General features: G+C 61.8%; 19 protein-coding genes. 12 read left to right on the top strand and 7 right to left on the bottom strand.

Annotated elements, in window-relative coordinates:
- Positions 1 to 111: 111 nt before the first annotated feature.
- The gene (locus tag HKD31_RS10190; protein WP_194264964.1) at positions 112 to 1491 is read left to right on the top strand and encodes an amidohydrolase family protein; all 1380 of its coding nucleotides are present in this window, start codon (positions 112 to 114) and stop codon (positions 1489 to 1491) included.
- Between the two features lie 7 nt (positions 1492 to 1498).
- On the opposite strand, the gene HKD31_RS10185 is transcribed toward HKD31_RS10190, so the two are convergent.
- The 3 genes from HKD31_RS10185 to rph form a co-directional block, all read right to left on the bottom strand.
- Complete coding sequence (locus HKD31_RS10185; RefSeq protein ID WP_194264963.1) at positions 1499 to 2722, bottom strand: cation:proton antiporter; 1224 nt, start codon at positions 2720 to 2722, stop codon at positions 1499 to 1501.
- A gap of 170 nt (positions 2723 to 2892) precedes the next feature.
- Positions 2893 to 3492, bottom strand: a complete 600-nt coding sequence (gene rdgB / locus HKD31_RS10180) for an RdgB/HAM1 family non-canonical purine NTP pyrophosphatase (RefSeq protein ID WP_194265043.1) — start codon at positions 3490 to 3492, stop codon at positions 2893 to 2895.
- Positions 3492 to 4214, bottom strand: a complete 723-nt coding sequence (gene rph, locus HKD31_RS10175; protein ID WP_194264962.1) for a ribonuclease PH — start codon at positions 4212 to 4214, stop codon at positions 3492 to 3494. Before rph ends, rdgB begins: the two co-directional genes overlap by 1 nt.
- Before the next feature lie 82 nt (positions 4215 to 4296).
- Here rph and hrcA point away from each other — a divergent pair, with 82 nt between their 5' ends.
- From hrcA to HKD31_RS10135, 8 genes are all read left to right on the top strand, one after another.
- Positions 4297 to 5367: a heat-inducible transcriptional repressor HrcA gene (gene hrcA / locus HKD31_RS10170; protein ID WP_194264961.1), complete on the top strand. Its 1071-nt coding sequence runs from the start codon at positions 4297 to 4299 to the stop codon at positions 5365 to 5367.
- Positions 5368 to 5470: 103 nt separating this feature from the next.
- Positions 5471 to 8131 (top strand): penicillin-binding protein 1A, encoded by a 2661-nt coding sequence (locus HKD31_RS10165; RefSeq protein WP_194264960.1) that lies wholly within the window; start codon positions 5471 to 5473, stop codon positions 8129 to 8131.
- Positions 8132 to 8190: 59 nt separating this feature from the next.
- Positions 8191 to 9322, top strand: a protein-coding gene (prfB, locus tag HKD31_RS10160; RefSeq protein WP_194264959.1) for a peptide chain release factor 2 whose coding sequence is annotated in 2 segments (ribosomal slippage) — positions 8191 to 8259 and positions 8261 to 9322 — 1131 coding nt in all. Because the reading frame shifts where the segments join, the coding sequence is not laid out codon by codon here.
- A gap of 389 nt (positions 9323 to 9711) precedes the next feature.
- Positions 9712 to 10380: an energy transducer TonB gene (locus tag HKD31_RS16265; RefSeq protein WP_011252839.1), complete on the top strand. Its 669-nt coding sequence runs from the start codon at positions 9712 to 9714 to the stop codon at positions 10378 to 10380.
- A 137-nt stretch (positions 10381 to 10517) separates the two neighbouring features.
- Positions 10518 to 11618, top strand: coding sequence for a MotA/TolQ/ExbB proton channel family protein (locus HKD31_RS10150; protein ID WP_194264958.1), 1101 nt, complete (start codon positions 10518 to 10520; stop codon positions 11616 to 11618).
- Positions 11619 to 11622: 4 nt separating this feature from the next.
- Positions 11623 to 12048 (top strand): ExbD/TolR family protein, encoded by a 426-nt coding sequence (locus HKD31_RS10145; RefSeq protein WP_011252841.1) that lies wholly within the window; start codon positions 11623 to 11625, stop codon positions 12046 to 12048.
- 72 nt (positions 12049 to 12120) lie between these two features.
- Positions 12121 to 12555, top strand: a complete 435-nt coding sequence (locus tag HKD31_RS10140) for an ExbD/TolR family protein (RefSeq protein WP_011252842.1) — start codon at positions 12121 to 12123, stop codon at positions 12553 to 12555.
- A 3-nt stretch (positions 12556 to 12558) separates the two neighbouring features.
- Positions 12559 to 13800, top strand: a complete 1242-nt coding sequence (locus HKD31_RS10135; protein WP_194264957.1) for a tetratricopeptide repeat protein — start codon at positions 12559 to 12561, stop codon at positions 13798 to 13800.
- A gap of 55 nt (positions 13801 to 13855) precedes the next feature.
- On the opposite strand, the gene flgH is transcribed toward HKD31_RS10135, so the two are convergent.
- A complete protein-coding gene (gene flgH, locus HKD31_RS10130) occupies positions 13856 to 14602 on the bottom strand; it encodes a flagellar basal body L-ring protein FlgH (protein WP_011252844.1) in 747 nt (248 codons plus the stop codon).
- A 305-nt stretch (positions 14603 to 14907) separates the two neighbouring features.
- On the opposite strand from flgH, the gene HKD31_RS10125 reads away from it, so the two are divergent.
- The 3 genes from HKD31_RS10125 to HKD31_RS10115 all read left to right on the top strand — a co-directional run bounded on the left by HKD31_RS10125 (position 14908) and on the right by HKD31_RS10115 (position 17420).
- A complete protein-coding gene (locus HKD31_RS10125) occupies positions 14908 to 15822 on the top strand; it encodes an NAD-dependent epimerase/dehydratase family protein (protein WP_228120501.1) in 915 nt (304 codons plus the stop codon).
- An 87-nt stretch (positions 15823 to 15909) separates the two neighbouring features.
- Positions 15910 to 16089 (top strand): DUF4089 domain-containing protein, encoded by a 180-nt coding sequence (locus HKD31_RS10120; RefSeq protein WP_062456129.1) that lies wholly within the window; start codon positions 15910 to 15912, stop codon positions 16087 to 16089.
- Complete coding sequence (locus tag HKD31_RS10115) at positions 16086 to 17420, top strand: AtzE family amidohydrolase (protein ID WP_194264956.1); 1335 nt, start codon at positions 16086 to 16088, stop codon at positions 17418 to 17420. Before HKD31_RS10120 ends, HKD31_RS10115 begins: the two co-directional genes overlap by 4 nt.
- On the opposite strand, the gene HKD31_RS10110 is transcribed toward HKD31_RS10115, so the two are convergent.
- The 3 genes from HKD31_RS10110 to HKD31_RS10100 are packed head-to-tail and all read right to left on the bottom strand — an operon-like array spanning position 17421 to position 21152.
- Positions 17421 to 18680: a cation:dicarboxylate symporter family transporter gene (locus tag HKD31_RS10110; protein WP_194264955.1), complete on the bottom strand. Its 1260-nt coding sequence runs from the start codon at positions 18678 to 18680 to the stop codon at positions 17421 to 17423. It abuts the gene before it with no gap.
- Positions 18674 to 20266: a gamma-glutamyltransferase family protein gene (locus HKD31_RS10105; RefSeq protein ID WP_194264954.1), complete on the bottom strand. Its 1593-nt coding sequence runs from the start codon at positions 20264 to 20266 to the stop codon at positions 18674 to 18676. Before HKD31_RS10105 ends, HKD31_RS10110 begins: the two co-directional genes overlap by 7 nt.
- Positions 20267 to 20279: 13 nt before the next feature.
- Entirely contained in the window at positions 20280 to 21152 is an 873-nt protein-coding gene (locus HKD31_RS10100) for a LysR family transcriptional regulator (protein WP_228120499.1), read from the bottom strand.
- Positions 21153 to 21213 lie beyond the last annotated feature (61 nt).

Genomic DNA, 21213 nt, shown 5'->3' with positions numbered 1-21213 from the left:
GAAAGGGAAGGGGGTTTTTGCATCCTTTCATGTCCGGCAGCGTTTCTCCCGTACTGGGTTTTCCCGGCCGGACGATGCATGCCCGACGGGAGCCACACAGGAGACCGCCGCATGACCATCCGTTCCGCTTTCGCCGCCCTGCTGCTCGCAACACCTGCTGCCCTGAGTGCAGGGAGCGCGATGGCCGAGCCGGTAGCGTTTGAGCATGCGCGGCTGATCGATGGCACGGGTGCCCTGGCACAGCCGGACGCGACGGTGGTTATTGATAATGGCACCATTATTTCTGTCGGCATTCCTGCTCCGGCCAAGGCGCGACATGTGGATCTGACGGGCAAGACGCTTATGCCCGCCCTCATCAGCGATCACGTCCATGTCGGGCTTGTGAAAGGAACGGGGGCCAGTCGCGATAACTATACCCGCGCCAATATTCTTGCGGCCCTGAAGCAGTATTCCGATTACGGCGTTTTGACCGTCACGGCGCTGGGCCTGAACCGCTCCCCGCTTTTTGATACGCTGCGTCAGGAGCAGCATGACGGCCGCAATCCGGGTGCGGATCTTTATGGTGTGGATCAGGGCATTGGTACGCCCGATGGTGTGCCGCCGGCAGCCATGGTCAAGGGGATCGGTCCTGATCAGGTCTTCCGTCCCACCACACCCGAAGAGGCCCGCAAGGATGTGGACCAGATGATCGCGGAGCATACGGATCTGGTGAAGCTGTGGGTGGACGATTTTCGCAATGACGTGCCCGACGGCAAGACCTATCCGATGCTGCCTCCGGCCATTTATCAGGCTGTCATTGACGAAGCGCATCAGCATGGCACGCGGGTTGCGGTCCATATCCATGATCTTGCGGTCGCCAAGGCCATCGTTGCTTCAAAGGCGGACATCCTTGCCCATGGTGTACGGGACCAGCCTGTCGATCATGATCTGATCGCCGCGATGCTCCGTCAGGGGACGTGGTATATCGCGACGCTGGATCTGGATGAGGCGAACTATCTTTATGCCGAACAGCCTGAGTTACTCTCCAATCCCTTCGTGCTGGCGGGGATCGATCCAGCCCTGCGCCGCGAGTTCACCGATCCGAAATGGCGTGCCGAGACGATGGCCAAGCCTCTGACCAAGGCCTCGCATTATGCGCTGTCCGTTAATCAGAAGAACCTTGCCGTTCTGTATCGTGCGGGCGTGAAAGTGGGTTTTGGTACGGATTCCGGCGCTGCTCCCACTCGTATTCCCGGCTTTGCCGAACATCGCGAGCTTTACCTGACGGTGCAGGCGGGACTGTCGCCCGTGCAGGCGATCAGTCTGGCGACGGGCAATGCTGCGGCTCTGCTGCATCTGTCCGATCGTGGTGTGATTGCGCCGGGTCGTCGGGCGGATCTGCTGGTCGTGAACGGCAATGCTGATGAAAATATTGGTGCCGTGGACCAGATTGATCAGGTCTGGCAGCGGGGCGTGCTTGTCAGCCATGGCCCCGTGCGTTCGAAGAACTGAGGAACGATTACCCGGCGGTCTGGGGGCGGGAACGCCCTGACACTAGCCGGAACATCGGTCCCGTCAGGGTCGTGGAAATCACAGCCAGAACCATCAGGGATGCGAAAGCGAACTCTGAAATCATGCCATGCGCATGCAGGATGGTCGCTGCAACGATTTCCATCAGCCCCTTGCACTGCAACAGTGAGCCGATCCCCAGGGCCTGCCGGTGCGTCAGTCCCGGTGCAGGCGGGAAGATCCAGACGGCCAGGATTTTCGTGACGATGGCGATCACGACCAGCAGAAGCGAAGCAATGACCGACGGCCAGGTCAGCGCATCACCGTCGATCCGAAGGCCGCTATGGCCGAAGAACATCGGGGCCAGCCAGATCAGCGAGAACGTGCCAACCGTCTCGACCGGCAGGCGGCGCACCCAGCGTGGCGGCATGAGCGCTCCTGCGAAATAAGCGCCGATCAGCTCGTGCAGCCCCAGTTCATGGCTCGCCCAGGATCCTGCGGCGAGATAGGCCGGGACGGCCGCCCAGATCACCCAGATCGGTGGGTTTTTCAGATTCCGCGTGGCCCAGCTGCTGAGAAAGGCCATGCCGATCAACAGCAGGACAGCCAGCCCCTCGAACCCGGTCCAGCCATGCAGGGCGTCAGGTCCGCGTGCAGCAAATTGCAGGATGGCCAGCCCGATCCAGAGCGCGGCATCGTCTACAACCGCAAGTTTCAGCGCAAGCTGTCCCACGGGACGGTACACGGGCTCCAGTTCGCGCACGATCCCGATCAGAACCGGCAGCGCGCTGACGGAAATGCACAGTCCGATCGACATGGCTCCGATCCAGCCATTGCCGTGGGGTGCCTGCCAGCCATGTAGCGGCAGGAAGAACAGCTTGACCAGAATGGTCCCGATAACAAACGGAATTCCCAGCGCTACCAGTGCGCCGCACAGAAGACGACCCAGCGTCGGGGAGGGCAGATTTGCGGCCTCGGGAGCGTGGGTGGGGTTCTGCCACATCTCCAGTCCCGCCGTGAACGCCAGAACCAGAACGGCCAGCCAGCCGATGTAATCGCCGTAAAGCGAAGGAATACCAATGGTCGAGGCTGGAAAATGCAGGACCGCCAGAAGAATGCCGACCAGAATGGGCAGGATGGCAATCGGAATGGAGCGTCTGAGCAGCTGCCACAGTCCCCACGGAATAAGGACAAATATAAATGCATCCGCAAACAGCGCTATCACATTCCCCATGACGACCCCTTTTTTGTTTCTGGTCCGATCATGGTAACATGAATCACAGAATTTGCGGTGATTTTTTGTTACTGTGTAGACTGCAAATCTATGTTTTGGATTTTCGGATCTGATGATTTGAGAAAAATAAAAACCCGGATTTTCCTCTTGGAAAGCCGGGTCTATTCCAGTCAGGATTCAATAAAATCTTTCAGAAACTTCTCCAGCGCCCGACCGCGATGACTGATGGCGTTCTTTTCGGCTTCCGTCATTTCCGCGAACGTCCGGCTTTCGCCCTCCGGTACGAACATCGGGTCATACCCATGTCCATGTTCGCCTCTTGGTGGCCAGACGACTGTGCCGTGACATTCGCCCTGCACGGTCCGCGTTTCGCCATCCGGCCAGACCAGACAGAGTGCGGCGACGAAAAACGCCCGGTGATCCGGATTATCGCCCATCTCCCGGTGCACGCGCGCCATCGCAACCTGCATGTCCTTGGTCGGGCCGCCCCAGCGGGCGGAATAGACGCCCGGACGGTTGTCCAGCGCTGAAACGCAGAACCCGGAATCATCCGCCAGGGCGGGTAGCCCGGAAGTCCGGGCTGCGGCCAGCGCCTTGATGGCGGCATTCCCGGCGAAGGTCTCTTCTGTTTCTTCCGGCTCGGGAAGATTTAGTTCTGCGGCCGAGATTACGGTGATTCCGCTTTCGGCCAGCAGGCTGGAGAACTCGCGGAGCTTGCCGGCATTGTGGCTGGCGAGCACGATCTTTGAACCACGGGAAAGTTTACGCATCATGCAGTCTCCAGCGCCTTGTTCTGGGCTTCGAACAGCCGTGCCGTGCCGAGCTTTGCCAGCCGCAGAAGTTCGAAGAATTCGCTTTCCTGAAACGGCTTGTCCTCGGCCGTCCCCTGGATTTCGATGATGCCACCATCCGCCGTCAGGACGAAATTCGTATCGGCCTGCGCGTTGCTGTCCTCGATGTAATCCAGATCCAGCACGGCTCCGGCATCCGTCAGTCCGCAGGAGACAGCCGCGACCTGCGCCGTCAGAGCCTGCGACCGCTTGGCTTTTTTCAGCGCCAGGGAAAGTGCCACCCAGGCGCCTGTAATGGACGCACAGCGCGTTCCGCCATCCGCATTCAGCACGTCGCAGTCGAGCGTGATGGTTCGCTCGCCGATTTTTTTCAGGTCCACACAGGCGCGCAGCGAACGTGCGATCAGGCGCTGGATTTCCTGCGTTCGGCCGGACTGCTTGCCCTTGGCCGCCTCGCGCTGGCCCCGGCTGTGCGTTGCGCGCGGGAGCATCCCGTATTCCGCGGTGATCCAGCCCTGTCCCTTGTTGCGCAGGAAGGGCGGCACGCGGTCTTCGATCGTGGCCGTGCACAGAACTTCCGTCCCGCCGACGCGGATGAGGGCCGAGCCTTCAGCATGGCGGGCAAAGCCGGTTTCGATCGAAACAGTGCGGTTTTCGTCCGGCGCACGTCCTGAAGGACGCTTGCCTGCGGTGTCAGTCATGTAAAAAGATCCTGTGCTCGAATATGTCCCGCCTCTACCGCGTTTGACGTGAAGGCATCCAGCCCCGACAGTTGGTTTTACCATGATGCGACCCCTGCCTCCCCTGTTCCGCCCCTCCATCCCGATGTCCCATGGCCTGGGAGATCGGGAAGCCGCGATCCTGCGGGAAATCGTCGAGGAATATGTCGAAACCGGCGAACCCATCGGTAGCCAGACCCTCGCCCAGCGCCTGCAGCCCAGCCTGTCACCTGCCACTATCCGCAACGTCATGGCGGATCTGGCACGTGCGGGTCTGTTGTTCAGTCCGCATGTCTCGGCCGGACGTCTGCCGACCGAGAAGGGCGTGCGCCTGTTTGTGGACGGCCTGCTCCAGTTCAGTTCTTTGACGGAAGAAGACCGCGCCAGCATCGACAGCCGCCTCGATATCCATGGCCGTTCCTATCAGGACATTCTTTCCGAAGCGTCGTCCCTGCTGTCCGGTCTGTCCTCTGCGGCCGGGCTGGTACTCGCGCCGAAATCGGATGCGACCCTCAAGCATATTGAGTTCGTGGCGTTGGGTCCGGGGCGCGTGCTTGTCATTCTGGTTGGCTCGGACGGGCAGGTGGAAAACCGCATCATCGAAACGCCTCCCGGTGTTCCCCCCTCGGCGCTGGTCGAGGCCGGGAACTACCTCAATTCCCGTCTTGGGGACATGACGCTCGGCAATCTGCGCGAGCGGGTGCGGACGGAAATGGATGCCAGCCGTCACGAACTGGATGCCCTGACTGCCAGCGTCATTGAAAGCGGGCTGGCGACATGGGATGCGGATGGCGGGACTCTGTTCGTGAAAGGGCAAGGCAAGCTGCTGGCCGACATTACCGAGATCGAACGCCTGACCACAATCCGCATGCTGTTCGACCATCTCGAGACGCAGGAGACCATGCTCCAGCTTCTGCAACTGGCCGATGCGTCCGAGGGTGTGCGGATCTATATCGGGCGTGAAAGCGGCATGTTCGGGATGTCGGGCGTGTCCATGATCGTGGCGCCAGCCCGTAACGAGGCCCAGAAGATCGTGGGCGCCATCGGCGTGATCGGCCCGACCCGCCTGAACTACGGCCGGATCGTCCCGGTCGTAGACTACACCGCGCGGATGGTCGGGCGTCTACTTGGGTGATGGAATGCGGAAATTCCGCCTTTTTCAGCCCTGCATCTTTGTCATGAAATGACCCTTTTAGACGGGGGCGACGGCGGATGCGGAACAATGCTATGCAGAGGCCATGACGCGACGTTCCTTCCGCTCCCGTAATCCCCGGGGCTCTGGCAATCCACAGGGTCCTGGCGCCACGCCGCCCCGTCCCCCACGCTTCCGCCGCTATCGGCAGTCGCTGGCGATCATCGCCGGTGTAGGGCTGGTGGGGATTGCCGGGGCAGGAGTTCTGGGCTGGACGACCTATGCCAAGCTGGTAGCGGATCTGCCCAGCGTGGACAGCCTGCGCGCCTATCAGCCGCCGACCGTCAGTCGCATCTATGCTTCCGATGACCGGCTGATGGCGGAACTGGCGAACGAGCGCCGGATCTTCGTGCCGATCAACGCCATCCCCGAGCGTGTGAAGAATGCCTTCATCGCGACCGAAGACCATAATTTCTACACCCATGGCGGCGTGGATTTCATGGCGATTGGCCGTGCGGGTCTGACGGATATTTTCGCGCGCCACGGGCGCCGTCCGCTGGGGGCCTCGACCATCACCCAGCAGGTCGCAAAGGTCATGCTGCTCAACAGCAACGTCCTGAGCTTCGACCGCAAGATCAAGGAAGCTCTGCTCGCCATGAAAATGGAGCAGGTGCTGTCCAAGGACAAGATTCTCGAAATCTATCTGAACGGCATCTATCTTGGGAACGGCGCCTATGGTGTCGCTGCCGCCGCCCAGAGCTATTTCAACAAGCCGCTTGATCAGCTTGATGATGCCGAGGCGGCCTCACTGGCTGCTCTTCCCAAATCTCCGACGAATTATAATCCCTTCCTGCACCCGCAGGCCGCGATGGCGCGCCGCAACCTCGTGCTGGATCTGATGGTCGAAGCCGGCGTGCTGACCCGTCAGCAGGCTGATCAGGAAAAGCAGGAGCCCCTGGTCCCGCAGCAGAAACAGCGTTTCGGGCCTCTGCCGGATTCCGAGTGGTTTGGCGAGGAAGTCCGCCGTCAGCTCATTGCCCAGTATGGGCAGGAGCGCGCGGCGCAGGGCGGTCTGGAAGTCCATACCAGCCTCGACCAGAGCCTTCAGGTCACCGAGACGCGTCTTCTGCATGAAGGCCTGATGAACTACGACCGCGTTCATGGCGGCTGGCGGGGGCCTCTGCGCAACCTGCCGGATATTCAGGATGACGGCTGGGAAAGCGTTCTCGATCACGTCGCGCCTCCGGGCGGTATGCTGCGTGAGTGGCGGCTGGCGGTCGTGCTGCCTGGCGGCACGCATGTGGGCTGGATCGAGGAAGGAACGGCCCGCAAGGGCGCACTTCTTGCGACGGATATTGCCTGGGCGCGCCGGATGCATCCGCTTCGGGCCGGTGACGTCATCATGATCGAACCGCAGGAAGGCGGCTCCGCAGCGCTGCGCCAGATCCCGCAGGTCGAAGGTGCCGCTGTCACGCTGGACGTCCACACGGGTCGCGTTCTGGCGATGGTTGGCGGCTGGTCGTTCCATGAAAGTCAGTTCAACCGTGTGACACAGGCTCTGCGTCAGCCTGGATCGTCCTTCAAGCCGTTCGTCTATCTGGCTGCCATGGAAAAGGGGATTTCCCCCTCCGAGCGCTTTGACGATTCGCCTGTTTCCTATGGCGACTGGCATCCCCAGAACTACGAACACGACAACTGGGGCCCCACGACGCTGCATGATGCGCTGCGCGAAAGCCGCAACCTCGTGACGATCCGCGTGGCCGCCCATCTCGGCATGAAGGCTGTGGCCGATACGGCTATCCGGGCCGGTCTGGTGGAGCAGATGCCCCATGTGCTGCCTGCCGCTCTTGGTGCTGTCGAAACGACTGTCATGCGTGAGGCTGCGGCCTACGCCACGATCGCCAATGGCGGCCATATCGTCACCCCGACCCTCGTGGACGACATCCAGGACCGTGCGGGCACTGTCCTGTGGCAGGCGGGTGGCCTGAAGCTTGGCACTGCCATGCAGGCTCCTCCTACCGAACTGCCTGCTCCCGCGGATGGCACGACGCCGCCAGTCCCGGTGACAGCCTCCACAACCCCTTCCGCAACGCCTGCGGCTCCACCGCCGGGCAGCGTGGCCGTTCCGGCCCTGACGGATGTGCGGCCGGTTCTCGCCAGTGAGCAGAGCACGTTCCAGATCGTGAAGATGATGCAGGACGTGATTGCCCGCGGGACTGGTCGTATGGCAGGCGTGGGCATTGACCGTCCTATCGCAGGAAAGACGGGCACCAGTCAGGATTTCCATGACGCCTGGTTCGCCGGCTTCTCGCCCGATATCGTTACGGTTGTCTGGGTCGGTTTCGACACGCCTCAGACGCTGGGTCGCAATTCGGATGGCGGCCGCGTGGCTGGCCCGATCTGGAACCGGATCATGAAGGTTGCCCTCGCCAGCCGTCCGAAGCTGGATTTCCGGGTGCCTGACGGCATCACGCTGGCCAGCTACGATACGGGACGCATCTCCGCGGTGGATGGCTTCAAGACCGATCAGGTTCCAGGCGCTTCCGTGGAGCTGCATGGCTTCGGTGCAGGCACGGAAGCCCTGACCGCCGCCGATACGGGTGCCGACAGCGTGATTTCGGATTCCGAAAGCGATATGGCCCAGACACCCGGTCAGGGTGGGGGAATGGCCGGAGCCGCCCCCGGAAGCGGCACGGCTTCCGCTCCGGGACAGGCCCAGAAACCTGCTCCGTCTGATGGTGACATTGGCGTGGGTGGCCTATACTAAGACGCACCAGAACAGACCGAATGGGGCGGTGACAGGCCGCCCTTTCAGTGGAGGACATTATGTCGGCCGAAACCGAGGCCCTTTCAGAGCAGATCAAGCAGTCGGTGGCACTGCTGAGGAGGCATCTTTGACTGGGATGTCGCAACAACACGCCTCGCGGAACTGAATCACCGCGTTGAAGACCCCGACCTGTGGAATGACGCGGACGCTGCCCAGAAGCTGATGCGCGAGCGGACGACGCTGGCGAACCAGATCGAAGGGGTCCAGCGGATCGAATCCGAGGTCGAAGGCACGCTCGAACTGGTTGAACTGGCGGAAATGGAAGGGGACGAAAGTCTCGTCCAGGACGCCGTCCAGACCCTGCGCGCCATTGCCGAGGATGTTCGCAAGCGCGAAATCGAAAGCCTGCTCTCGGGCGAAGCGGACAGCAATGACTGCTACGTCGAAGTGAATGCGGGCGCCGGTGGCACGGAAGCCCAGGACTGGGCCGAGATGCTCCTGCGCATGTACACGCGCTGGGCCGAGCAGCATGGCTACAAGGTCACCTTCATCGAAGGCAGCGAAGGCGAGCAGGCCGGCATCAAGTCCGCCACCATTCAGGTGAGTGGTGCGAACGCCTATGGCTGGCTCAAGACCGAAGCCGGCGTGCACCGTCTGGTCCGGATCTCACCGTTCGATGCGGCGGCCCGTCGCCAGACGTCGTTCGCGTCTGTGTGGGTCTATCCGGTCGTGGATGATTCGATCGAGATCGACATCAACGATTCGGATCTGCGTGTCGATACGTTCCGGGCGTCCGGTGCGGGTGGACAGCACGTCAACAAGACGGATTCGGCGATCCGGATTACCCATATCCCCACCGGAATCGTGGTGGCCTGTCAGACGGACCGTTCGCAGCATCGTAACCGTGCCAAGGCCATGGAAATGCTGCGGGCCCGCATGTACGAGGCGGAGCTCCAGAAGCGTGAGACCGCGGCAGCCCAGACAGAGGCCTCAAAGACCGATATCGGCTGGGGACACCAGATCCGTTCCTACGTCCTGGCGCCTTACCAGCTGGTCAAGGACCTGAGGACGGGAGTGGAGAAGGGGAACCCGGGCGCCGTGCTCGATGGGGCCCTGGACGACTTCATGTCGGCCTCTCTGGCCCAGAGTGTGGGAGCGACCCGCTCCGAGGCCAGTGCTTCGGCCCAGTGAGGTAGAGGAAAGAGGGGCTGTAATCAGATTTCTTTGGGGCGTCGGAGCAGGGATCCTGTTCTGGCGCCCTTTTTTCTGAAATCTGTCACACTACCGCAGAGTGAAATTGCGCTACCGTAATTGCCTGCGATATTTTTGGTTGCACGGAGGCATCCAGAACCAAAGAATATGTCGTCATTATGAAAAAATCGTTTCGATAAAGGCAATAACCCGCTTGACAGCATGCGGGTTAGACTGCCCAATCAGCATATCGGGTATGTTCTCAAAGCATGTGACGCATTTTATGGGTCTGCGGTGAGGGAACCCGATGGAAACACAGAAATCGGGGGCACCGCACCCGGCAGATGTGGATCAACGCCGGTGTCAGTGAGGGGTAAGAAGGTTTCGACATGAAGAGCTACGCCGCACAGCAGCGCAAGCCGACAGACTACATTGTCGCGATCGTCGTGGCCGTGCTGGCTATGGGCGCCGTGATCTATGCGCTCATGAGCGGTGCCGTGAGCAAGCTGGTCCAGGAAAAGCCGCCTATCAAGACGGAAGTCATCAAGGAACAGCCCAAGCCGCCACCGCCGCCGCCGCCACCACCGCCGCCGCAGATGGAACAGCCGCCACCGCCGTACATTCCGCCGCCGAAGATCAGCGTTCCGCCGCCGCCGAAGGCGGTCCAGCGGGTTACGCATGTCAAGCCGCCGCATCCGGTGCCGCCCAGCCCGACTCCGTCGCCAGAGCCTGTTCCGGCTCCGCCGCAGGGGCCGCCCGCTGACGCAGTTCCCGACCATTCGGCAGGTGCGCGACCGATCAACGGCGCACAGGCCGTCTATCCAGACGAAGCCATGGAAGAAAATCGCGAGGGTCATGTGACCGCATCGTGTGACATTCTTCCGACAGGCAAGACGGCGAACTGCACCATTGTGAGCTCAAGCGGTGGCCATGAGTTCGTGGAAAGTGCGCTCGACTTCCTTCGTCGGGCCCGTTACCAGCCCGCCGTCGTGAACGGCGCTCCGGTAACAGAGCATCATCACGTGCTGCACATCGACTTTACGATGGGCGACGACTGATCTTTCGATTGCCGTCAAACAGAATTGCCCTGTCAGGTTCTCCAAGCCTGGCAGGGCTCAGAAAAGGGCCGGTCTCCATATGGCCGACAACCCAGAAAGCTCCGAAAACGGGCATCTCTAACGAGGATATGGAGTTCATGACCAGACTGTTCCGCCTTCCTGCCCTTGCCGTTCCGACGAAGGCGCGTGCCGTCCGGGCCAGCGCACTGGCTCTGACGCTGGCCCTGGCTTCCGGTGCCGTTGCACCGGCTGTCGCTTTCGCCCAGCCGGCTCCGGCCGACCAGAGCGCTCCCGCAGCGGCTCCGGTGGATCCCTCTTCCAACCCGGCCAGCCCGACGACGTCCGCTGATCCGGCTGGCGCCCCTGCTGCTGCCGCACCGAACGATGCAGGCGCTCCGGCAGGAGCCGCTCCTTCCGACAGCACAGCTCCGGCAACGGCTCCGGCCGACGAATCTCCTGCCGCGGCCGCAACGCCGGGCGAGAGTGCAACTGCAACGCCGGAAGCTCCTGCTCCGCAGGGTAACCCGTACGGCCTTGGCGCCCTGTGGGCGAATGGTGACGCGATTGCCCGTGGCGTCCTGATCATCATGGTCATCATGTCCGCTGGTACCTGGATCATCATGGTCATGAAGTTCCTGGAGCAAGGCCGTCTGTTCGCGGCATCCAAGGAAGCTGCCCGTGAGTTCTGGACCAAGCCGTCCGTTCACGACGGTGCCGCTGCCCTGAAGCCGTCTTCCCCGTTCCGTTACATCGCCGAGACGGGCATTGTGGCCGCAGAGCACCACGAAGGCTCAATGCGTGACTCGATCGATCTGCCGTCCTGGACCGAAATGTCCATCTCGCGCTCGGTCGACACCATCAACACCCGCATGCAGGGCGGCCTCGCCTTCCTTGGTACGGTGGGTTCCACGTCTCCGTTCGTTGGTCTGTTCGGTACGGTCTGGGGTATCTATCACGCCCTGACGGCCATCGGCATCTCCGGTCAGGCGTCCATCGACAAGGTTGCCGGTCCGGTTGGTGAGTCCCTCATCATGACGGCCATCGGTCTTGCGACCGCTGTTCCGGCCGTGCTGGGTTACAACCTGCTCGTCCGTCGCAACAAGGGTGCCATGGATCGCGTCCGCAACTTCGCTGCTGACATCCAGTCCGTCCTGATCGGCGGTTTCCGTCACGGTGTTGCTCCGAGCGAGGGCGGCATGGCCGTCCCAACCACCATCACCACCAGCGAGCGGGTCTGATACCATGGGAATGAACGTCGGAGGAGGCGGCGGTGACGACGAGGTGGTGTCGGCAATCAACACCACCCCCCTCGTCGACGTCATGCTGGTGCTGCTGATCATCTTTCTGATCACCATCCCCGTCGCCACGCATACGGTGAAGGTCAAGCTGCCGGTTGATGCCAATCAGCCGACACAGACCAAACCGGGCAATGTTGTCCTGGCCGTGAATGCGAACGGCCAGGTGTTCTGGGACACGACACTCGTCCCGAACCACACCGAACTTCTGAACCGCCTCGTCGAGGCGGCAAAGAAAAAGCCGCAGCCGCAGATCCAGATCCGCGGTGACCAGGCTGCCAAGTATCTGGCAGTCGGCCAGGTGGTTGCAACCTGCCAGGAAGCAGGGATCGCCCACGTGGACTTCATTACCGAGCAGCCTCACTCGAACTGAGGTCGTGTCGGGCCGTTTTGAACGAAACGGCCCGTTCCTGCTTTCACGTCACCCTTTTGGAGAACCGCCGTCATGGGCATGAGCGTCGGATCTGACAGCACGCACGAAGACGAAGGCATTGTCGATATCAACACCACGCCGTTGATCGACGTGATGCTGGTGCTGCTGATCATGCTGATCATCACCATCCCGCTTCAGACACACTCGGTGGCGATCGATCTGCCCCAGGGCAATCCTCCACCATCGACCGAACAACCCAAGCTCGTGACCGTAAGCATCGGCTACGACAACAGCATTTCCTGGAATAACGAGCCGATCACGTCCGAGGCCGCTCTTCAGGCCCATTTCGAAGCTGCCGCAGCAATGCCGGACCAGCCTGAAATGCATATCCATCCCGATCGTCTTGCCGACTATAAGACGGTGGCCCATGTTATGGCAGATGCACAGCGTCTCGGCATGACCAAGCTGGGGATTGTCGGTCTGGATCAGTTCATGGAAGGACAGTAATTCGTGTCTTTGTCCCTTTACCGCCGTCTGAGCGCCCGTAATCTCCTGCTGGCCGGTGTTTTCGGCATTGCCGCTCTTGCCGGCTCTGCGCATGCTGACGATGTCCTCGGCCAGGCCGTCGGCAAGGATCTGCAGCAGGCCCAGAGCGCCCTGGCGTCCAAGAACTATGCCAAGGCAATGGAAGCCGTCGACGCCGCGGATGCGGTCAAGGGCAAGACTGATTACGAAGCCTACACCACGGCCCAGATGCGTGCGGCCATCGCCGCGCAGTCCGGCGATACGGACGCTGCCATCAAGGCCTATGATGTCCTGATCAACAGCTCCCGTACGCCGAAGGCAGCCAAGGGCCAGATGCTGATGGCGCAGGCCACGATGGCCTACAGCGCCAAGCAGTACACACGCGCGATTCCGGCTACCGAGCGTTATCTGAAGGAATACGGCGCCGACCCGCGCATGCAGACGATGCTGATCCAGTGCTACTATCTGCAGCAGGACTGGAAAGGCACGGCCAAGGCTGCGCAGGAGCAGGTGGATGCGACGATCAAGGCTGGAAAGATTCCGCCTGAGAACCAGCTCCAGATGCTGGCGACGGCCTATACGAACCTGAAGGACGCGGATGCGAAGACGCATGCCTATGTGCTGCTGGCCAAGTATTATTCCAAGCCTGACTACTGGTCGATGCTGATCCACGATCTGGTGGCCAACCCGAATCTTTCGCCCCCGCTCGTCTTCTATGTCGAGCGTCTCCGTCTGACGACTGGTGTGCTGAAGGATCCGTCGGATTATCAGGACATGGCTGAGCGTGCCGTACAGATGGGGCTGCCGCAGTTGGCACTCAATCTGCTGAACCAGGGTTATGCCAATCATTCGCTCGGAAATGGTCCGACTGCAGCGGCAGATGCAAAGTTCCATGCCTTTGTGGCCCAGCAGGCTGCAACGAACCGGAGCCAGCTTGCCTCTGCCGTCACGCAGGCAGCTTCTGCTCCGAACGCAGGTCCGGCTCTGACCGCTGGTTACAATCAGGTGCTGAACGGACAGGTCGATGCCGGTCTGGCTCTGATGAAGACGGGTCTGGGCAAGAACCCGCGTTATCCGGATCTGGCTCAGGTCGAATACGGGATGGCACAGATGGATGGTGGTCAGAAGGCTGAAGCCATCAAGACGTTTGCGTCCGTTTCCGGAAATGGGCCGGCTCGCGATGTTGCCGAACTCTGGTCACTTCTTCTGTCGCGTCCGGCGAAGTAAGGCATCTGTTTCAGACATTCAAAAAAAGCCGGGGTTTTCCCGGCTTTTTTTGTGCTCAGAACGGCAGGATTGCGTCCATGACCTGCTGGCCATAGCGGGGTGTCTGAAGCTGCGTGAGGGTGCCGCGGCCGCCATAGGAAATCCGTGCTTCCGCCATCCGGTCATGCGTTACGGTATTGTCCGCAGTGATATCCTGTGGCCGGACGATGCCGCTGACTCCCAGTTCTCGCAACTCGCTGTTCACCCGGACTTCCTGTTTTCCCATCACGACGAAATTGCCGTTGGGCAGTACCTGGGTGATCGTTCCTGCCAGACGCAGGGTCACGGTCTCGTTGCGCGTGATCTTGCCGGTTGCGCCGGAATCGCTGCTGCTGGCAGTGCTCAGGCTGTCCGCTCCGGTGATGGCGCTGATGACCTTGCCCTTGATCCCGAACAGATTGGGAATGCCGAATTTCTCGTCTGCGGTGCGGTCGGCAGTCGTTCCGTTGTTGAAGGCGGCGTTGTCGGTGATATCCACGATGATCGTGACCAGATCACCAACCTGAGACGCCCGCTGATCCTTGAAGAACGCCTTGCTGCCCGAACGCCAGAGACTCGCGGCTTCGTCGGGGGGCGCCTGAAGCGGCGGCATCGGCATGGTGACGGGCCGGTAGGAATTGGCCAGCGTGGGATCGGTAATGGATGTCATGCGGGGAGGCCGCCCGATCTCCGACATCTGCGCGAGGGAATTACAGGCTGACAGGACCGGCAAAAGCCCGAGCAGCCCCAGAGTGCGAACCGAATGTCGAAAAGCGTGCCGCATGGGAAAGTTGAGATCCGTCAGTTCCGTATGATCCCAAGCAAACACGACAACGGTAAAAAACCTGTTAAGACGCCGTCATTCCAGCGCATTGAAAAGACTCGGTCTTCGCCTGCATCTAGGCGGAAAGACTGTTTGCGCGTGATGGCTCCCGCTTGGCCCTTGCCCTGTCGGGGGATGTGGCCGAAAACAGCAGGGCGTGGGCCGACATTCCTGATGGCCCGGGCCCATCCTGTCTGGAGAATGCCCCATGCCGATTGTTTCAGCTTCTTTCCCTGCGGACAGCTCTTCCGCATTCCGGTCCTGAAATGGGACTGCGGATTCTGCTGACCGGCGGGCAGGGATTCGTCGGGCAGCACCTCAAGGCGCGTCTGAAAGATCGCATTCCCGGTCATGTCCTGCTCGAAGATCCGATGGACATCCGGGACCGCGCCGCCGTCGAGCGGTTTGTGAAAGACGAAAAGCCCGACGCCTGTCTCCATCTGGCCGCCGTGTCTTCGGTTGCCCGTGCGAAAGCGGAAAATGCTGAGGCCTGGACCGTCAATCTCGATGGAACGCTCATCCTGGCCGAAACCTTCGAGACCCACGCTCCCCAGGCCAGTTTTGTGTTTGTCTCGACCGCCGAGATTTACGGCGCCAGCTTTTCCTCGGGGCAGCCGCTCGACGAGTCCGCCGTCATCGCGCCGGTTAATGCTTATGCGTCCAGCAAGGCCGCGGCGGATCTGGCGATCGGCAATCTGAGCCAGGAAGGGCTGCATGGCCTGCGTCTGCGTTCCTTCACCCAGGCTGGGACTGCACAGGATGAAGAAGCCATTCTGCCGTTTCTCGCGGCACAGGTCGCCCGGATCGAGGCAGGACAGCAGGCCCCGGCCATCACCGTGGGTCATCCGGATGCCGGTTTTGACATAACCGACGTTCGCGATGCCTGTGACGCCTACATCGATGCGCTCGCTCTCCCCCAGCTTCTGCCGAACGGAACGGTTCTGAACATCTGTTCCGGCGTGACCCGGAGCGTGCGGTCCATGGCGCGTGATCTGCTGGAAGTCGCCGGGATTTCCGCATCCCTTGAGGTCGATGCCACGATCCCCTGTCCGTCCGGCCTGTCGTCCATGCAGGGCAATCCCGCCGCTGCCCGTCAGGCACTGGACTGGGCGCCGCGTATTCCCTGGCATGAGACCCTGGTCGCCGTTCTCAATGACTGGCGTTACCGGATCAGGCCGTAAGGCCTTGCTCGCGAGATCGTCAGATGCTGGACAGCGCCTGAGCGCGTTGTCATTCTTTCCGCAGAACCGGCAACCGGAGTGCGTATAGTGACAGACCCCCATGATACCGAAATTACGGTGCTCGCCCGTGCAAATGGCCTGACCATTCCTGCCGAATTTCATGCCGGCGTGCGGAGTAACCTTGAGCTTTTGCGCAGCTACGGCGCGCTGATCGAAGGGCTGGACCTGCCAGATCGCCTCGAACCTGCCTTCCGGTACGAACCATGAGCGGCCTTCAGCAGCGTACCCTCGCGCTTGCGGCCAGTGTACGCAAAGGCGAGATTTCCGCCCGCGACCTGACCGTAAAGACCTTGGCCGATATCGAGGCACGGGACAAAGACTATAACTGCGTCACGCGCCTGCTGATGCATCGTGCGCTGGAAGCTGCCGAGCGCGTGGACCGGCTGGTGCTGCAAGGTCAGGATCCGGGGCCGCTTGCCGGGGTGCCTTTTGGCATCAAGGACCTGTTTGATGTCCGGGGGGAAATCACGACGGCCGGGTCAAAGGTTCTCGCCAATGACCCGCCCGCCATGCAGGATGCGACACTGGTTGCTCACATGATCGCGGCTGGGGCCATTCCCATTGCGCTGACGAATATGGACGAGTTTGCCTACGGGTTCGCCACGATCAACGCCCATTACGGCAATACCCGCAATCCGCATGCGCCTGAGCGTCTGGCCGGTGGTTCGTCGGGTGGTTCGGCGGCGGGTGTGGCGGCGCGGATGTTCTCTATCGGTCTCGGGTCCGACACGAACGGCTCCATTCGTGTTCCGGCCTCACTCTGTGGGATCTGGGGGGTGCGGGCGACGCAGGGGCGGTTGTCGGTCGAAGGCAGCTACCCGTTCGTTCCGAGCCTCGATACGGTCGGCCCGTTCGCCGACAGTGCGGGCGGACTGAAAGCCTGTTTTGAAGCTCTCTGCGTCAGATCGCTGGCGGATGTGGATGTGGGCAGGCTGCGCATTGCCCGTCTGGGTGGATGGTTCGGCGAGAACATGTCTGCGCCGATGCAGACCGCGATCGATACGCTCTCCATGGCACTGGGAGCCACGGATGTTGTCGAACTCCCGGAAGTGGCGCGGGCGCGGGCTGCGGCGTTTGTCATCAGCGCCTCCGAAGGGGCGGGGCAGCATCTCAAACGCCTGCGCACACAGGCCGCAGACTATGATCCCGCTGTCCGAGATCGGCTTCTGGCCGGGGCTCTTCTGCCGTCCACGCTGATCTTTCAGGCCCATCGCTTGCGGCACTGGTTCCGGGATCGGATGCACGAGGCTTTTGCGAAGACGGACATCCTGCTGGCCCCGGCTCTTGTCGGCGAAGCACCGCGTTTCGATCAGCCGGAAATCGAAATCGGCGGCAAGATGGTCTCTGCCCGTGCCAATCTGGGACTTTATACGCAGCCCCTGACCCTTGCGGGCTTCCCGGTTCTGACGGTCCCGATGAAGGTTCCGGGGCTGCCGCTCGGTGCGCAGTTGATCGCGCGTCCGGGCCGCGAGGACCAGCTCTTTGCTCTGGCTGAAAAGCTGGAAACGGACGGACTGGCGGAAGCCCGTCTGATCTGATTAACGTCCCAGCGCCTCGGCCATTTTCGTGTGGTCGAGGCGCTTCTCCCATGCGGCGATCAGAACCGGGGCGACGCAGTTTCCTGCGAAATTGCCCACGGCCCGCGCGATTCCCGCAAACCAGTCTACGGCCAGAAGTATCACCAGACTTGCGGGCGGGATGGACGGCACGCTCGCCAGCGTTGCCGCCAGAATGACGATCGCAAAACCCGGAATCCCGTGCGCGCCTTTGGACGTGACGAGGGCCGTCACCAAAAGGGTTGCGATCTGCCAGATTGTCAGATGCGTTCCGGTGGCGTTGGCCAGAAAGATGACTGCCATCCCCAGATAGATCGACAGTGCGTCCAGATTGAGCGAATACCCGGCCGGCACCACGATCCCCACGACCTGACGTTCCACCCCGAGTTTTTCGAGTTTGGTCATCAGGCTGGGCAGAACTGCGTCCGATGCCGTGGTCGTGGCGACGATCAGCAGTTCTTCGCGAAAATAACGCGCAAACCGCAGTGGACTGACACCTGCAAGCCGCAGGCCCCCGCCCAGCGCACCAATGATAAAGAGACCTACCAGCAGGAAATACAGCGCTGTGAACCCGGCCAGATGCCCGATCGTCTCCAGCCCGTAGCGCGCCGTTGTCGTCACCATCGCGCCGAACACACCCAGAGGGGCCACGCGGATGATGACGCCCATCATGCGCGAAAACAGTTCGGAGACGCTTTCGATCAGCCGGACCAGAGGCGCGCCGCGCTCCCCCATGCCGCTCAGGCAGCACCCGGCAAAAATCGCGAAGACCAGAATCTGGAGGACGTTCCCCTGTGCGAAAGCTTCCGCAGGGGTGCGCGGCACGAGCGAGAGCAGAAATCCGCTGATGCCTCCGGCCCGCAGGTTCTGTGCATGGTCGCCATAGGACGCGATCATCCGCGCATCCTCGGCCGTTGGCACGAACCCGACGCCTCGACCGATCCCAAGTCCCATCGCCACCAGAACCGCTACGCCAAGTGCAAGCGTCGTCATGATCTCGAAATAGAGCAGGGCCTGTCCCCCCAGTCGCCCGACCGTTTTCAGTGATCCGGCCCCGAGGATCCCGAGTGTTACGATACAGAACAGCAGCGGCCCGACCGCCATGATGATGAGGCGCATGAACAGCGCCGTCATCCATCCCACATCATCCGCGAGGGCCGGGAAGAACAGTCCGGCCCCAAGCCCGAGCACCGTCGCCAGTACAACCTGTGCGAACAGGTTTCCGGCCAGAGCTCTCACCACGCGGCAACGGCCCCGTCACTGCGGGGATCGGTGGCACCCTCAAGCCGTCCGTTTTCATGGCGGATCAGCGCGCCTGCGTGACCCATGATGATGGACTGTTCGGGAAGCGCTTCGACCGTATGCCCGGCCGCCTCAAGCTGCGACATGACATTCGGACTGAATCCCGGTTCCACCTTGAGCGACAGGCTCTCGTCTCCCCAGGTGCGCCCGAGCAGCCAGCGCGGACGGCAGAGCGCTTCCTGAAGCGGCACGCCATAACGGACGTGACGGCTGAAGATTGCGGCCTGTGTCTGGGGCTGCCCTTCGCCGCCCATGGTGCCATAGACCATCGTGCGCCCGTCCCGCAGCCGGGCCGCAGCGGGGTTGAGCGTATGAAACGGTTTGGCTCCGGGGCGCAGGATGTTCCAGCCCGAATGGGCCAGACGGAAGGATGATCCGCGGTTTTGCCAGAACAGTCCGCTCTGCGGCAGCATTACGCCGGAGCCGAACTCGAAATAGAGGCTCTGGATCATGCTGACCGCGACGCCATTGCGGTCGATCGCACCCATCCAAGTCGTGTCGCCCCATTGCGTTTTCTCGGTCCAGGGCATGGCGTGGGTCATGGAAATGCGGGAGGCCATCGCTTCCAGCCGTGCCGGATCGGCCAGCAGTTCCCGGGCCAGTGCCTCGGAGTGTTCGCTGCCATCCGTATGGCGGTTGCGATAGAGGAACGCCTGCTTGGTGGCTTCGACCAGACCATGTACGTGGGCAAAGCTCTCCGGCCCGTCCGCACGGCTCAGATGATCCGACAGGGCCAGGATCAGAAGCGAGGCCACACCCTGTGTGGGCGGGGCGGTATTATAAAGAAAGCCGTCGCTGGTCTGCGCATGCAGAGGTTCCTTGACCTCCGCCCGATGCGCGAGAAGATCCAGAGACCGGACCGGACTGCCTGCCGCGGCCAGATCAGCGGCCAGACTGCGCGCCAGCGGCCCGTTATAGAAACTGCGCAACCCGTCCCGGTTCAGCATTCTCAGTGTCTGGGCCAGTTCGGGCGATTGGCGGATACTGCCCGCTGTCCATGGCTTGCCGTCGGGAAAGCAGATCCGCGCCAGCGTCGGGTCCGACATGAGTTCCGGCTGTTTCTGCGCCAGAAGTGCTCCCTCGCTTTCGGAGACCACACGCCCATGTTCGGCATAATGGATGGCATCGCGCAGCAGCCGGTCCAGTGGCAACGGATCGCGGATCTCGCTGCTCAGTTCCAGTGCCGTTTCCCAGCCTGAGACCGTTCCCGCCACTGTGTTGGCGGCCAGACCGCCGCGCCAGGGGATGGTGGTGTGTCCGGCCTCGGCATAGAGCGCGTGTTCCGCTCCCATGGCCAGTGCACCGCAGGCGTCGATGGCCACGGTCCGTCCATCGGGGTAGCAGATCAGCCAGAACGCATCGCCGCCCAGCCCCGTCATGTGCGGATAAACCACTGCCAGCGTGGAGGCTGTAGCCACGACCGCCTCAATCGCCGTTCCACCCTCGCGCAGAACATCCAGCCCCGCCTGACTGGCGAGATGATGCGGAGACGTAACCATTCCATCTAAGGCATTGGGAGTCAGCATGACGGAGGGGTCCTTACAGGGGCAGGAGGTCAGGTTGCAGGCGTGGAATATGGGCGCATAGCGTCCGGATGAGCAGCTCTTCCGGGCCTTGCGCGGTCTGATGACGGGTTGAGGCGATGAACTCCACCTGCGGCATTTCCGGCAGCAGTCCCGGCGCACAATGCGGCAGATGTTCCGCATTGCGCAGGAAAGCCGGCTGCGGCGTCACACCATATCCGGCCCGCACAGCCGCCAGAAGCGCGCCCAGACTGCCGCTGGTAAAGGCCAGATGCCAGGCGCGTCCGGCCTTGTTGAGCGTCTCGATCGCCAGGCGCCGGGTGACGCTGCCATCGGGGAATGTCACGAGCGGAATGGACTGCTCTGCCGGAAATTCCGTCCCTGTGGGTGCGTACCAGCGCATGTCCTCGGTCCACAGCTTCTGGCCACGTGTTTCCGTCGTGCGCCGCATGCCGCACCAGACATCCAGCTCTCCCTGATCCAGAAGCCGGGCCAGATATGCTGACAGACCGACCGTCATTGTGATCTGCAGTGATGGATGCGAGGCGCGGAATGTTCCCAGAATTTCGGGGAAGCGCGTCAGAAGCAGGTCTTCCGTCACACCCAGCCGGATCGTCCCGCGTGGGGCCTCCTGCCGGAAACGGGACAGGATACTGTCCTCGCACTGAAGAAGCTGCCGGGCCAGACCGATCAGCGCCGTGCCATCTTCCGTCAGCCGGACGCTCTTGGTGCTCCGGGCCAGAAGGCGCGTGCCAAGCTGTTCCTCCAGCCGGCTGACATGCTGGCTGATCGTGGACTGACTGACTCCCTGGCTCTGCGCGGCGGAGGTGAAATGCAGCGTTTCCGCGACCGCGAGAAAGGATTGCAGATGGAACGGGTCGAGATGCATCTGATCTTTCATCCCGATATGTGGGACCATATTTATTGGCAGGTCAACTTGATCTGACTTC

Origin of the sequence: Gluconobacter potus (genome assembly GCF_015244705.1) — a bacterium.
GTDB classification, from domain to species: Bacteria; Pseudomonadota; Alphaproteobacteria; order Acetobacterales; family Acetobacteraceae; genus Gluconobacter; species Gluconobacter potus.
This window is presented reverse-complemented; position numbering and strand designations above follow the sequence as displayed.

Bases quoted from the DNA above. Each gene is read 5' to 3' on its own strand.
- HKD31_RS10105 (WP_194264954.1), bottom strand. From the start codon at position 20,266: ATGCTGACTCCCAATGCCTTAGATGGAATGGTTACGTCTCCGCATCAT.
- HKD31_RS16265 (WP_011252839.1), top strand. From the start codon at position 9,712: ATGAAGAGCTACGCCGCACAGCAGCGCAAGCCGACAGACTACATTGTC.
- HKD31_RS10165 (WP_194264960.1), top strand. From the start codon at position 5,471: ATGACGCGACGTTCCTTCCGCTCCCGTAATCCCCGGGGCTCTGGCAAT.
- HKD31_RS10150 (WP_194264958.1), top strand. From the start codon at position 10,518: ATGACCAGACTGTTCCGCCTTCCTGCCCTTGCCGTTCCGACGAAGGCG.
- HKD31_RS10145 (WP_011252841.1), top strand. From the start codon at position 11,623: ATGGGAATGAACGTCGGAGGAGGCGGCGGTGACGACGAGGTGGTGTCG.
- flgH (WP_011252844.1), bottom strand. From the start codon at position 14,602: ATGCGGCACGCTTTTCGACATTCGGTTCGCACTCTGGGGCTGCTCGGG.
- HKD31_RS10100 (WP_228120499.1), bottom strand. From the start codon at position 21,152: ATGCATCTCGACCCGTTCCATCTGCAATCCTTTCTCGCGGTCGCGGAA.
- HKD31_RS10115 (WP_194264956.1), top strand. From the start codon at position 16,086: ATGAGCGGCCTTCAGCAGCGTACCCTCGCGCTTGCGGCCAGTGTACGC.
- HKD31_RS10125 (WP_228120501.1), top strand. From the start codon at position 14,908: ATGGGACTGCGGATTCTGCTGACCGGCGGGCAGGGATTCGTCGGGCAG.
- hrcA (WP_194264961.1), top strand. From the start codon at position 4,297: ATGATGCGACCCCTGCCTCCCCTGTTCCGCCCCTCCATCCCGATGTCC.
- rdgB (WP_194265043.1), bottom strand. From the start codon at position 3,492: ATGCGTAAACTTTCCCGTGGTTCAAAGATCGTGCTCGCCAGCCACAAT.
- rph (WP_194264962.1), bottom strand. From the start codon at position 4,214: ATGACTGACACCGCAGGCAAGCGTCCTTCAGGACGTGCGCCGGACGAA.
- HKD31_RS10185 (WP_194264963.1), bottom strand. From the start codon at position 2,722: ATGGGGAATGTGATAGCGCTGTTTGCGGATGCATTTATATTTGTCCTT.
- HKD31_RS10190 (WP_194264964.1), top strand. From the start codon at position 112: ATGACCATCCGTTCCGCTTTCGCCGCCCTGCTGCTCGCAACACCTGCT.
- HKD31_RS10140 (WP_011252842.1), top strand. From the start codon at position 12,121: ATGGGCATGAGCGTCGGATCTGACAGCACGCACGAAGACGAAGGCATT.